Origin of the sequence: Dorea sp. D27, assembly GCF_001185345.1 — a bacterium.
In the GTDB taxonomy this organism is placed as follows: Bacteria; Bacillota; Clostridia; order Lachnospirales; family Lachnospiraceae; genus Extibacter.
The window spans coordinates 1,311,090-1,324,238 of sequence record NZ_KQ236743.1 but is presented as its reverse complement, the minus strand read 5'-3'; the positions used below and the strand labels follow the sequence as shown (position 1 = coordinate 1,324,238).

13 protein-coding genes are annotated in these 13,149 nt (G+C 49.9%); 11 read left to right on the top strand and 2 right to left on the bottom strand.

Going from position 1 to position 13,149, the window contains the following annotated elements; translation table 11 throughout:
- Positions 1 to 69: 69 nt before the first annotated feature.
- The 7 genes from HMPREF0980_RS06230 to HMPREF0980_RS06200 all read left to right on the top strand — a co-directional run bounded on the left by HMPREF0980_RS06230 (position 70) and on the right by HMPREF0980_RS06200 (position 5,141).
- Positions 70 to 1,164 (top strand): helix-turn-helix domain-containing protein, encoded by a 1,095-nt coding sequence (locus HMPREF0980_RS06230; RefSeq protein ID WP_049728216.1) that lies wholly within the window; start codon positions 70 to 72, stop codon positions 1,162 to 1,164.
- Between the two features lie 13 nt (positions 1,165 to 1,177).
- Positions 1,178 to 1,378 carry a PLD nuclease N-terminal domain-containing protein gene (locus tag HMPREF0980_RS06225; protein WP_049728215.1) on the top strand — a complete coding sequence of 67 codons (201 nt, stop codon included), beginning with the start codon at positions 1,178 to 1,180 and terminating at the stop codon, positions 1,376 to 1,378.
- On the top strand, positions 1,379 to 2,290 hold the full coding sequence (locus HMPREF0980_RS06220; RefSeq protein WP_049728214.1) for an ABC transporter ATP-binding protein: 912 nt from the start codon (positions 1,379 to 1,381) through the stop codon (positions 2,288 to 2,290).
- Positions 2,287 to 3,051 carry an ABC transporter permease subunit gene (locus HMPREF0980_RS06215; RefSeq protein ID WP_049728213.1) on the top strand — a complete coding sequence of 255 codons (765 nt, stop codon included), beginning with the start codon at positions 2,287 to 2,289 and terminating at the stop codon, positions 3,049 to 3,051. The genes HMPREF0980_RS06220 and HMPREF0980_RS06215 overlap by 4 nt, the downstream gene beginning before the upstream one ends.
- 78 nt (positions 3,052 to 3,129) lie before the next feature.
- Positions 3,130 to 3,963 (top strand): DUF5685 family protein, encoded by an 834-nt coding sequence (locus HMPREF0980_RS06210; RefSeq protein WP_049728212.1) that lies wholly within the window; start codon positions 3,130 to 3,132, stop codon positions 3,961 to 3,963.
- A 6-nt stretch (positions 3,964 to 3,969) separates the two neighbouring features.
- Positions 3,970 to 4,620, top strand: a complete 651-nt coding sequence (locus HMPREF0980_RS06205; protein ID WP_049728211.1) for a J domain-containing protein — start codon at positions 3,970 to 3,972, stop codon at positions 4,618 to 4,620.
- Positions 4,611 to 5,141 carry a hypothetical protein gene (locus HMPREF0980_RS06200; RefSeq protein ID WP_049728210.1) on the top strand — a complete coding sequence of 177 codons (531 nt, stop codon included), beginning with the start codon at positions 4,611 to 4,613 and terminating at the stop codon, positions 5,139 to 5,141. The genes HMPREF0980_RS06205 and HMPREF0980_RS06200 overlap by 10 nt, the downstream gene beginning before the upstream one ends.
- A 59-nt stretch (positions 5,142 to 5,200) precedes the next feature.
- Here HMPREF0980_RS06200 and HMPREF0980_RS06195 read toward each other — a convergent pair whose 3' ends face one another.
- Positions 5,201 to 6,070: an oxamate carbamoyltransferase subunit AllH family protein gene (locus tag HMPREF0980_RS06195; protein ID WP_049728209.1), complete on the bottom strand. Its 870-nt coding sequence runs from the start codon at positions 6,068 to 6,070 to the stop codon at positions 5,201 to 5,203.
- A 274-nt stretch (positions 6,071 to 6,344) separates the two neighbouring features.
- Between HMPREF0980_RS06195 and allB (HMPREF0980_RS06190) the strand changes: the two genes are divergently transcribed.
- From allB (HMPREF0980_RS06190) to HMPREF0980_RS06175, 4 genes are read left to right on the top strand one after another with little or no spacing between them, the layout of a single operon-like run.
- A complete protein-coding gene (gene allB / locus HMPREF0980_RS06190) occupies positions 6,345 to 7,754 on the top strand; it encodes an allantoinase AllB (RefSeq protein WP_049728208.1) in 1,410 nt (469 codons plus the stop codon).
- Between the two features lie 27 nt (positions 7,755 to 7,781).
- Positions 7,782 to 9,143, top strand: coding sequence for an NCS1 family transporter (locus tag HMPREF0980_RS06185; RefSeq protein WP_049728207.1), 1,362 nt, complete (start codon positions 7,782 to 7,784; stop codon positions 9,141 to 9,143).
- 15 nt (positions 9,144 to 9,158) lie between these two features.
- The gene (gene allB / locus HMPREF0980_RS06180) at positions 9,159 to 10,532 is read left to right on the top strand and encodes an allantoinase AllB (RefSeq protein ID WP_049728206.1); all 1,374 of its coding nucleotides are present in this window, start codon (positions 9,159 to 9,161) and stop codon (positions 10,530 to 10,532) included.
- 28 nt (positions 10,533 to 10,560) lie between these two features.
- Positions 10,561 to 11,925, top strand: coding sequence for an NCS1 family transporter (locus tag HMPREF0980_RS06175; RefSeq protein ID WP_049728205.1), 1,365 nt, complete (start codon positions 10,561 to 10,563; stop codon positions 11,923 to 11,925).
- Positions 11,926 to 12,092: 167 nt separating this feature from the next.
- Here HMPREF0980_RS06175 and HMPREF0980_RS06170 read toward each other — a convergent pair whose 3' ends face one another.
- A complete protein-coding gene (locus HMPREF0980_RS06170) occupies positions 12,093 to 12,947 on the bottom strand; it encodes an alpha/beta hydrolase (protein WP_049728204.1) in 855 nt (284 codons plus the stop codon).
- Positions 12,948 to 13,149: the final 202 nt, after the last annotated feature.

Genomic DNA, 13,149 nt, shown 5'->3' with positions numbered 1-13,149 from the left:
TTGCATCATATTCCGTTGAATATGCAGATAATCATACTATAATGAATAGTAAGAAAGGGGAGAAAAAGAATGGCTAATATGAACCTTGGGAAAAATATAATGAAATTCAGAAGGGAGACGGGAATTACACAGGAGCAGCTGGCAGAATATATGGGCGTGTCCAAATCTTCCGTATCAAAATGGGAAACCGGCAGCACATACCCGGACATCTGCCTGCTGCCGGAACTGGCGACTCTTTTCAATATCTCTGTCGACAGGCTGATCGGATACGAGCCTCAGCTTACGAAGAAGAGGATAACAGAACTGTACAGGGAGCTGGCGGAGGCATTCCCTTCAGAGCCGGAGGAGACCTATAAGAGAAGTGAAGAGCTGATCAAGAAATACTACTCCTGCTTTCCCTTTCTCTACAAGATGGCGCTCCTCTATCTGAATCATGCGGTACTGCTGGGAGAACCTGACAAAGTGATGGAACGCGCATCTGAACTATGCAGAAGAATAGAACAGGACAGCGCGGATGCCACGCTGATCAAAGATACGGTCTCGCTGGAGGTGACGATATTGATTATGCGCAATAAACCGCAGGAAGCACTTGACATCCTGGGTGAAGACGTAAGGCCGCTGGCACAGGATGCAGAGATGGCCGGCACGATATACCAGCAGATGGGTGACATAAAGAAGTCCAGGGAAATCTTCCAGATCTGCGCATATCAGCATCTGCTCTTTGCGATACAGGACTCGGTCAATATGATGATGCTGAACACGGAAGATGCTGAATTTTGTGATGAGACGATAAGACGCCTCTCAGAGATGATGAAGCTGTATAACATAGAAAAGCTGCATTTTTACACGGCCATCCAGTTTTATATGGCGGCTGCCGAGCTGTATGCCATGCGCCAAGATAAGGAGAATGCAGTTAGAATGGTTGAGAAGTTTACGAACATTATCGTTGCGCTGCCCGTTCCGTGGGGACTGGCGTCCGGCGACTCGTATTTTACCGAGATTAGAGACTGGCTCTGCAAGGTGGATGCGGACAAGGGGACGCCAAGAGGCTCAAAGCTCGTAAAAGAATCATTTGCGGCGGCACTTACACAGAATCCTGTATTCCAGGATATGCAGGAAGAGTTCCGGTTCCGGACATGTATTGAAAAACTTGAAAATTTATAGGAGGAATATAAGAATGGATGCATTAAGAGAATATCTGCCGGTCTTGCTGCCGGTTATCATCATTGAACTTGCCCTCGCGGTTACGGCACTCGTGCATGTGCTGAGGCACCCCCGTTATAAAATCGGAAACAGGGTGCTGTGGGTCATCGTAGTGCTCTTTGTACAGATTATCGGTCCGGTTGCATATTTCGTGTTCGGACGGGAGGATTCATAGATGGATACATTAGTAGTACAGGGGGTTAAAAAACGCTTTGGACAGAATGAAGTGCTGAGAGGGGTCGAACTCGCTGTCCCCCGGCATTCCGTATATGGGCTGATCGGGCAGAACGGTGCAGGGAAGACGACGACTATGAGAATCATCCTCGGACTGCTTGCACAGGATGCAGGGGAGGTGTATGTGTGCGGCGAGAGGGTGAAGTATGGGGAGACGAAGACAAACCGTTATGTGGGCTATCTCCCCGATGTTCCCGAATTCTATGGGTTTATGACGCCGGAAGAGTATCTGAGGCTGTGCGGCAGGATATCCGGGATGGATCTCTCGCAGATAAAAGAAAAGAGTGGCGAACTGTTGGAACTATCCGGGCTGAAAGAGAGCAGGAAGAAGAGGATAGGAGGATTCTCCCGGGGGATGAAGCAAAGGCTTGGCATCGCCCAGGCGCTGTTGAACAGCCCGAGGCTTCTTATATGCGACGAGCCTACATCGGCACTTGATCCTGTCGGGCGGAAAGAGATACTGGATATATTGGAACAGGTAAAAGAAAAGACTACGGTTATCTTTTCCACCCATATCCTGTCAGACGTAGAGCGCATCTGCGATTCGGTCGCGATTCTTAACGACGGCATCATCATACAGGACGGAAACCTGGAAGAGCTTAAGACGCGGCATTTGATAGACACTATGATCGTGGAGCTGCGCCGTCCGGATGACATGCAGGGACTGCTGAAGAAGCTGGAAGGCGTTAAGGTAAGCCGGCAGAACAAAGTGTCTCTCGTCATCCATGCCAAGGATATCTATACCGTCCAGCACCGGCTGCTGCACATGCTGGCCGACGGGCAGATAGCGGTAGAAAAGCTGGAAATTCGGGAACCGTCGCTGGAAAATCTATTTATGGAGGCAGTGAAATGAAGGGATATATAGCATTTACGAAAAAGGAATTTATGGAATATTTTCGCTCTTATAAGCTGCTTATCATATTGCTCGTATTTCTTCTGCTCGGGTTTATGAATCCGATATCAGCAAAGTATCTCCCTCAACTCGTGGAGAGTTTTCTGCCTGCGGGGATGCGTATGGACATACCGGAACCTGTCATTGCGGACGCATGGACGCAGTTCTTTAAAAACGTGCCCCAGATCGGCCTTGTCGTAATGGTCATCATGTCAAGCGGCGTGGTATCTCAAGAGCTGGGAAGAGGGACGCTCCTGCCGGTATTGACGAAAGGGCTGAAGAGAAAGGCAGTCTGGCTGTCTAAATTTACCGGTGTGGCCTTGCTGTGGAGCATAGGTTATTATCTTGCCTTTGCAGTTACATTTTTCTACAGCTTCCTGTTCTGGGACAAAACAACCGTGCCGGAACTTGGCCCTGCCATATTCTTCGCCTGGCTGTTCGGCCTTCTGCTCCTTAGCATGGTATTGCTGGGCAGCACGATGTCGAAGAGCTATGCGGGCGGCCTGCTGCTTGCGGGCGTGGTGGTGCTTGCCGGAATGCTGATGTCGATGCTGCACGGCATCAGCAGATACAGTCCGGTCAGGCTGGCCTCGGAGAACATGTCCCTTATAGACGGGACGCTGAAGGCAAAGGAGTTTCTGCCGGCGGCTGCAGTTGCCGCGGCGCTGATGGTGGCAGCAGTGCTGGCAGGAATTGTCCTGTTTGATAAGAAACAGTTGTAAAAAAGGGCAGATTATGTGATATAATAGGCTGACGGCATTGCTGTCAGCCTATTATAAGCTTAAAGGAAGAGAAAGACGATGTTTGGATATGTAACTATTTATGAGCCTGAGCTGAAGGTGAAGGATTTCAGAAAGTATAAGTCCTATTACTGTGGACTCTGCCATACGCTCAAAGAGCGGTATGGGTTTCTCGGGCAGATGACGCTCACATATGATATGACGTTTGCGGTAGTGCTGCTGACCTCGCTTTACGAGGCAGAAACAAGGCATATGACGTGTTCGTGCAAGGTGCATCCGGTGAAGAAGCAAGATATGCTGGTGAATGAATATACAGCATATGCCGCAGATATGAATATGGTACTTGCTTATTTTCATATGAAAGATGACTGGGTCGATGAAAAGAAGATTGGCGGATTTGCCGGAACCTATATGCTCCACCGCAAGGTCAGGCAGATTATTAAGAAGTATCCGAGGCAGAGCAGGGCAATCTGCCGGTCGCTGAAGGAGCTGGCGGCCTGTGAGAAGGAAGGCGTCACGGATATTGATATACCGGCCGGGTGTTTCGGCAGGCTCATGTCGGAGCTTCTCGTGTACCGGAAGGACCACTGGGAAGACCGGCTCAGGACCGTGGGGTTCTATCTCGGCAAATTCATATACATCATGGACGCATACGAAGATTTGGACAAAGACAGGCGGGAAGGATGCTATAATCCGCTGAAAGAAGCGGCCGCACATGCAGAGTATGAAGACAGGTGCCTTCAGATTCTCCAGATGATGATTGCGGAGTGCTGTGCCGGATTTGAGCAGCTGCCATGCCTATTAGATATAGACATTTTGCGCAATATATTATATGATGGAGTCTGGAACCGCTATAAAAAGGTTCAGCAACAAAAGAAGGAAGCGAAGGAATAAAGCGATATGACGAAAAATCCATATGAAGTATTAGGGGTATCCCAAAATGCGTCAGACGATGAGATAAAAAGTGCATACCGGGAGCTGACGAGAAAATACCATCCGGATGCCAATGTGAACAACCCGTTGGCCGATCTGGCAGAAGAGAGGTTCAAGGAAGTCCAGGAAGCCTACGATACGATTATGAAAGAAAGGGAACAGGGCGGCGGCTACCGTTACGGCTACGGCGCAAACGGTGGTTATGGCGGCACCGGCCAGCAGGGCGGCTTCGACAGTTCCCAGCAGAACGTTGAGATGCAGGCGGTGTATAACTTTATCAACAGCAGACGTTTCCAGGAGGCGCTGAATCTTCTGAACCGCATGCCGGAGCGGACGTCGCAGTGGTATTATGCGAGTGCGTATGCCAACGCAGGCATGGGGAACAATGTGCTGGCCAGGGATCATGCGGCCCAGGCAGTCAATATGGAACCAAACAATGTGCAGTACCGCCAGCTGCTGAGCCAGCTCGAATGGAACAGCCAGAGGTACCAGAACAATCCGTACGGCGGATACGGTGCCGGCGGGCAGACATGCGGCACCGGAAACATGTGCTGTGACTTGTGTATTGCAGACCAGCTCTGCGAATGTATGGGAGGAGATCTTTGCACATGCATGTAAAGGCAAAATCTATGGCAGTGTGCGGCCTGATGCTGGCGCTGTCGGTCGTCTTTATGGTCCTCGGCAGCGTGATAGAGACGAGCACCTTGTTCCTGCTGGCGGCTGCATCCTATTTTACCGGGATTGTCATCCGGGAATTCGGCCCTTTGATGGGGAGCGCATTTTGGCTGGCTGCAGTTCTTCTGGGATTTCTGCTGGCTCCGAATAAATTCTATGTGATTACATTTGCGGCAATGGGATTCTATATCGTGGCTGTCGAGACAGCCCACAGAAAGCTCGGGGCTTCACGGCTTCAGAACCGCAGGGCGGCATTCTGGATCATAAAGTATATCATATTCAATATTCTATATATTCCCGGGGTGCTTCTGTTTCAGGAGCTGCTGTTCGGCCGCGGTATCACAGGCATGCTTCTCGTCGGAATCATAGCCGCGGGGCAGATAGGCATATTCATATATGACAGGGCGTATGAATACGTACAGAGACACATATGGAGCCGGATGCGGGGGCATCTGATGCATTGAGAATACTGCGTTTTGCGAATAAGGATGGCAGAGCAGCCGTGACGACTGTTCCGCCATCCTTATTTTAAGACGCCGGCCAGATCCAGGGCATACAGAATCCCGCACAGGGTATCTGTCCCGGAGGAATGTCCTACAGCCTCAAAGCTTTGGACAATCTCAACGGCCGGTGGGAGGTCACGAAGCCTGCAGACTGCCTGGCTGAACTGGTTCTGAAGCGCACAGCGCAGGAACGTTCCGCTGATGTCATTCGTATCGGACAGATGGCGTTCCAGTTCGGCTGCCAGGCGGCGCGCGAAAGGATGATTGGAAAGCCGGCAGAGCGTAAGCGATGCCAGCACGCCGCACAGGAAGTCATCGCCGCTGGGCGTAAGGCCGATTCCAAGTCCGACGAGCCGTGTCAGAGTACGGGCCGCGTCCAGGTATTCACTTTTGCGTAGCAGGAGGCGGCAGCGCGACATATGTTCTCTGGCGGCGGAAAGAATCAGGCTGTCTTCGACTACTTTGCTGGAACAGGGTGAAAACAGCAGGCAGAAACCACCGGCTCTAGATTTGCCGACCGCCATCTGTACCCGGCTTCTCAATCCGTCACAAGAAGCACCGGAAGAGAACGCAGACAGCTTAGAATGATAGATATGTGCGGGGCTGTAACGGAAGACGGCCGGAGTCCCTGAAGACAGAATCTCTATGGATTCTCTGGACAAGCGTACAGCCTGTCCTGGCTCGATATGTAGGGATTCCAGCCTGTCCGCTGTCAGATTTGTAATAAGGCTGACAGGAGACTGCGGGGAAGAGGCGGACTGCAGGGCAAGAAGCTGCCCTGGTGTCTGAATATTAATCGTTTTGTTATATACAGAATGAACGGTGCCGGAAGAACATTGACACAGGAAATCGTCTGCATATGTGGAAGTATCCGTGATTACAGAAATCATAGCGTAACAGCTCCTTAGCTGGATGTGGTAGGCGGAGTCATGAAGCCGGACTCCAATCTAATAATTGATTCTATCAAATAATAGAATAAATTACAAAAAATAAATTAAATGATAATTATTTTTATACATATCAGACAAAAAAACGCTATTTTTTCCCGGTTTCATGTCATTGTTTTTCTCGATTGTATCTAATAAAATACAAGTTATGTAATAAATGGTTAACCAGAGTATGATAAAAAAAAGACAATTGGTACCTTTGACAAGGAGGAAAGCGATGTATGATTTAGTAGTAAAAAACGGAAAGCTTGTAACACCGGACAGAATTTATGAGGCTGATATTGCAGTGAAGGACGGCGTGTATTCCGCTTTTCTTGCAAAAGGAACAGATGCAGAGGCAAAAGAAGTTATCGATGCAAAGGGGAACTATGTGTTTCCGGGTATCATCGACTGCCATGCGCATCTTAACGAGCCGGGATTCGAGTACCGGGAGGATTTCGAGACCGGTTCCAGAGCGGCGGCTGTGGCAGGCTGCACGTGCCTGATCGACATGCCGCTGAACAATGACCCTTCTCTAATGAACAAAGAGATTTTTGACCTGAAGATGGGACGTATCAGCAAGCATTCGGTGATTGATTTCGCGCTTTGGGGCGGTATCGTAGGAGATTACGACAATCAGCCGGGTTCTGTGAAGAACAATATGAATGACCTGGTGGATCTGCATAACTGCGGCGTGGCGGCATTCAAAGGCTTCACATGTCCAAATGGCGACCTGTTCCCTACTGTCAATATGGGAAATGTGAGAAAGGCGCTGGAGATACTGAAGCCATACGATGCACTTTGCGGATTCCACTGTGAAGAGTTCGGCCAGGTACTGGAGCGTGAGAAAGAGGCAAAGGCAAGAGAAGGCAGAAGTGGTGAAGAGAAGATCAGGGATTTCCTCGATTCCCATGATGTATGGACGGAATATGTAGCCACGAAAAACGTGATCGATATGGCCCGCGCGACCGGCGGCCGTGTACATATCTGCCATGTGAGCCATCCGATGGTGGCACAGGTGGTAAAAGATGCTATCCATGAAGGGCTTCCGATTACGGCAGAGACCTGTCCGCACTATCTAGGGTTTACAGAAGACTTTGTATTCGAGAAAGGTGCCCCGGCAAAATGCACCCCTCCGATGCGCACGAAAGACGACATGGAAAAGCTTTGGGACTATGTGCTGGACGGGACGTTATCCTGTGTGGGCAGCGATCATTCTCCAGCGGCAGATGAAGAGAAGGACAATGCGACAAAGGATATATGGCATGCATGGGGCGGCTTGAATGCAATCCAGTTCTTCCTGCCGATGATGTTTGACATGGTTGTCAACAAGAAAGGCTTAAGCCCGACCCTGATTGCAAAAGTGATGGATTACAACCCGGCTAAAGTGTTCGGGCTGTATGGAAAGAAAGGTGCGTTCGAGCTTGGATTCGACGGTGACATCGTTATCGTGGATCCGGATAAAGCATGGAAATGCAGGCAGGAAGAGCTGCTGACGAAAGGGCATGTATCCTGCTTTGACGGACTGGAAGGAAAAGGTGCTCCTGTATATACGATCATCCGCGGTAAAGTTGTAGCTGCCGATGGCAGCTACAAAGAAGATGCGGTGGGATATGGAAGGTATGTGACTCCGGCAGACGCAAGATAACAAAAGAAGGAATGAAGGAGAGAGATTATGAGTGATGTAAATAAAGAAGTGAAGAAAGAATCCGGCTCACTGGCGCCGATTCAGGAAAAAGACAGAATCATGGGATGGGGGTCCTATCTGATGCTCTGGCTTGGCGGATGCATCTCCATCGGCACGCTGACGATGGGTTCTGCACAGCTTGACAAAGGACTTAACCTTATGCAGGTGTTCCTGGCCGTGCTGATAGGTTCGACTATTCTCGTTATCGGCATCTGCGTGAACGACCGTTTCAGTTATAAGTCAGGTGCGCCGTACGCGATACAGCTGAAGAGCGCATATGGTACAAAAGGTAATATCGTACCTGTAATGATTCGTGGGCTGCCTGCAATCGTGTGGTATGGGTTTCAGACATGGCTCGGGGGATCTGCAATCAACCAGATATCCATAGCAATCTTCGGATATGACAATGTCGTATTGTTCTTCATCTTGTTCCAGGTGCTCCAGATTATCCTGTCGGTAAAGGGCTTCCATGGAATCAAATGGGTGGAAAATGTAGGCGGTGTCGTCATCGTATGCGCGATGCTCTACATGCTCTATGTATGTGTTACCCAGTACTGGGGCGTTATCGGCGACAAGCTCATCAGCAGGGAAGGCTCCTGGGGGATGCCGTTTATTGCAGCTATCATAGCATTCTTTGGCAACAGTACGACAGTCATGCTCAATGCAGGTGACTACTCCCGTGAGCTGAAGGGTGGCTTCTCCGTAGGAAAGCGCGGTGTCGCTTACTTTATCGCCATGGTTCCTACGACGGTGCTGCTTGGCCTCATAGGCGCGATGGCTTCTACCGCCACAGGTATCGCAAACCCGATCAATGCATTTTCACAGATGGTTAATAACAAAGTGCTCTTAGTTGCAACACTCGGTTTCATCTTATTTGCACAGATGACGACAAACCTTGCCAGCAATGTCGTACCGCCGGCCTATGCATTTATGGACGCGTTTAAGATGAAGCACAGGACAGCGGTTATCCTTGTCGGTGTCCTGGCCGTCTGCACTTGTCCATGGATTCTGACAAATGACAGCTCGGCTGCAGGATTAGACCTGTTCGTCAAGGTCTATACAGCGTTCTTCGGACCGATATTTGCAGTTCTGGTAACAGATTACTATATTATGCACAGGGGTAAGATCGAGGGAGAGAAACTGGATGACTTGTATGATGATAAAGGAAACCATGCCGGCATCAACTGGGCAGCCATCATAGCGACGGCCGTAGGCGCGGTCATCGGGCTGATCAATGTAGACATATCCTTCTTTACAGCCACGATACCGACAGGGCTGGTATACTATTTCTGTATGAAGAAGATGCCGTCATGCGGACGTTTCAGGAAAGGAACTTCTCTCGAGAAGTGATAGGAGGCAATACATATGTATGATGTTCTAGTGAAAAATGGAAAAATTGTAACGGCAGATGCTGTCTCAGAAGGGAATATAGCCGTAAAAGACGGTAAAATAGCAGCCGTGCTGGCAGCCGGCATCGAGCCTGAGGCTTCAAAAGTCATAGACGCGAAGGGGAACTATGTGTTCCCCGGAGCCATCGATACGCACGCACATCTGAATGACCCTGGCTATGAGTGGCGGGAAGATTATGAACATGGTACGGCCGCGGCCGCGGTCGGCGGCTATACGACGATTATCGATATGCCGCTGCAGAACGAGCCGGCCATGACGAATGCAGACCTGTTTGACCGGAAGGTGGAAAAAGTGGACAGCAATGCCTACTCAGACTATTGCTTCTGGGGAGGCCTCGTACCTGATAATTTTGAGGATTTAAAAGGGATGCACGACAAAGGATGTGTAGCGTTCAAATCATTTATCGGTCCCGTATCCCCGGATTATAGTTCCTTGAATTACGGGCAGGCGTATGAGGCGATGCAGCGCATCAGAGAATTTGGCGGCCGGGCAGGCTTTCACTGTGAAGACTTTTCCATGATCAAATGGCAGGAGGCCAGGATGAAAAAGGAAGGCCGCCTTGACTGGCAGGGCTTTCTGGATTCCAGACCGGTCATCGCCGAGATGGTAGCGACCGTAGACATGATCGAGCTTGCCAAGGCGACGGGGTGCAAGGTACATATCTGCCATGTGAGCAGCCCGGATGTGGCACAAAAGATTAAGGATGCACAGCAGGAAGGCTATGATATAACGGCAGAAACATGTTCCCATTACTTAAGTCTCACGGACAGGGACGTGATAGAAAATGGACCGATGTTCAAATGCGCCCCTCCGCTCCGCTCGAAGGAGGAAGTAGACCGATTGTGGACGTACGTAGAAGACGGTACGTTCAGCGGAATCGCAAGCGACCATTCCCCGTGTTCCTATGAGGAGAAGTTTAAGGAAATCCTTGGCAATAAGATAGAGAATGTGTTCGATGTATGGGGCGGCATCAGTGGAATCCAGAGCGGCTTCCAGGTAGCATTCAATGAAGGGTGCGTCAAGAGGGGCGTGAGCCCGACTGTGCTCGCCAATGCTATGGCAAAGCTCCCGGCGAGAGCTTTCGGAATCTATGGCAGAAAAGGGGAGATCAAGCCTGGATTTGACGCGGATCTGGTAATCGTTGACCCGCAGAAAGAATGGGAGATAACAAGTGATTCTCTCCTGTATGTAAATAAAATATCTGCATTTGTCGGCATGAAGGGCAAAGGGCAGCCGGTATGTACGGTTATCCGCGGAAATGTCGTTGCCGAAGACGGAAAGATTACAGCAGAAAAGGGCGTTGGCGAATTGATCAGACGATTAAGCTAAGCCTGTGCATATCGAAAGGAGAGAGAAGATGAGTAATATCGTTGAAAATATGAATCTGAACCCGGAACTCGTCAAGAATGTGGATCCGGATCTTCAGCCGACCAAGAAACGTATCATGGGATCATTATCCTATGCGGCAAGCTTTATGGGAGGGTGCGTATCTATCGGTACGTTCTCCATGGGTGCGGGACTGATTGGGGTACTGACAGTAGGGCAGGCGATTCTCGCCATGATCATAGGATGCCTCGTTATCGCCATTGCACTCGTTGTAATCGGCAACTGCGGACATAAGTATGGGATACCTTACACGGTGCAGCTCAGAAGCAGCTTTGGAACGGCAGGCGTCAAGATACCGGGACTGCTCAGAGGCGTGCCTGCGATTATCTGGTTCGGATTCCAGAGCTGGGTAGGAGCCGGGGCCATCAACAGCTGTTTCAAGATCTTATTTGGATTTGACAATCTGCCGGTCGTCTATGCGTTGTTTACGCTTCTGCAGGTAGCGCTTGCAATCAAAGGTTTTGAGGGAATCAAATGGCTGGAGAATATTTCCTGTGTATTCATCATCGCTATACTGGCTTATATGCTGTACGTGGTGAAGACGCAGTTTGCGACAGAGATTGATGACGTGTTCTCTGGAATAAAGGGTACTTGGGGGATGCCGTTCTGGGCCGCCACGACCTCCTTCCTGGGCATCTATTCGACTATGATTATCAACGCATCAGACTATTCCCGTAACCTGAAGGAACATGTGAAGTCTGTGCGCACAGCAAGTATCTACACAGTGGCAATCCTGCCGGTAACATTGTTTATGGGACTTATTGGTCTGCTTGTCACTGCTGCGACAGGCAACAGCGATCCGGTCGTCGTGTTCTCTACGACGATGGGGAGCAAGTTCCTGACAATCGTGACGCTTCTGTTCATCGCCTTTGCCCAGGTGACGACGAACGTACTGAACAATATCGTGCCTCCGTCTTACGTATTGATGGAATCCTTCCACATGAAATGGTCGCACGCCACAGTCGTCGTCGGAATCCTCTCTGCGTGCTGCATGCCATGGAAACTTGTGACAGACCAGTCGGCGGCAGGGCTTAGCCTGTTTACCCAGTTCTACTCCGCGTTCCTCGGACCAATCTTCGCGGTCATGGCAGTAGACTACTATATCCTTCGCAAGAAGAAGCTGGATATCAACAACATGTATGACAAGCAGGGCATATACAAAGGCGTCAACTGGGCGGCCATCATCGCGATAGTCGTGGGCTCCCTCTGCTCGCTGCTCATCGTAGAACTGTCATGGTACATAAGCCTCATACCGACAGGGCTTGTCTACTACTTCCTGATGAAGACGATGAAGAGCTCGGCGCCATTCCGGAAAGGGACAATATTTGGGGAGTAAAGATTTTCCTATTTTCTTTATTCAAACGCTGAATAAAAATACAAGCCATCAGATAATTTAATATATCTGGTGGCTTATTAGGTTGTTACTAAATTGATATTTTGTAACTATGCATTATATGGATTCAGAATGGGAACCACAAACTGGGATTTTAATCTAGCGCTGCTTTACGTATCCAGGGCTTCGTCGAGGAACTTCAGCGTCTCTTCGAGAAGGCTTTTCGTAAACGGATCGTCTTCGATCCGGTCGAAATCGTGGGTACCGCCGGCCGCGATAAACTGTTTTGCGGCATATCGGCCCGTAAGTGCCAGGAATTCTTCATACGGGACATCTGGGTCGTTCGTGCTGTGTGCACAGAACAGCGGACATGGCAGAGAGGTGCATGTACGCAGGGTATAGTCCAGATAGAAGTATTTCTCGCGGCCTTCGTACAGCAGCGCCCGCCACCGGCCGGTCTGCCTTGCATAGACATAGATGCTGTAATGCGTGTCCATGCTTCCAATAGCCCGAAGCTCTGTCCCGGCGCTGTCCAGGCAGGAGGCTTCCACCGGAGGAAGAGAACGATAGTAGCTGCTTGGCGTTTCAAACCAGCCGTCGCAGAGAAAGCCGTATCCATAGTAGGAAAGGATGCCCTTCGGGGCGGTAGGAAGGTCACCCTGAGCGGCGGCCAGAAGACAGAGGTATGCGCCCGCGGAACGCCCCCAGAGGAAGAAAGGAAGTTCACCGTCACAGTACATTTCAGAGCATTCTACATAGTGCGAGATGGAAGAAGAGACATCATCCAGGATCGTAGTAAGCTTTGCCGCCGGCGCAAGGGGATAGTCATATGAGATGATGATATATCCTGCGCCTGTCAGCGTGTCGATATGGAGTTTGGGAAGGTCATCCCTTTCCCCGTATAAAAGCCCGCCTCCATGGAAATACAGTATACAGGCTCTGGGCACGGCACTGCTGTCTGCATAGAGGGTGGCATGTTTCTGGTATAATGTATTGCTTATTTCTATCACTTTTTTCTCTAGCATTTTGTAAGTCTCCTTTCAATCCTCATTTTAGCCGGGGCATATCGATGAAGCATATAGATAACACAGATAACGTGCAGCGAGGTGCATATATTTTTGTCTGCTGCGGATAAATATCTACAAAATGATACCCTTGTGCCGGAAGTGAGCCGGCTGTCGCTGCAATAAAGATATTATAACATAAAACCGGGGCAGGCAGACATGT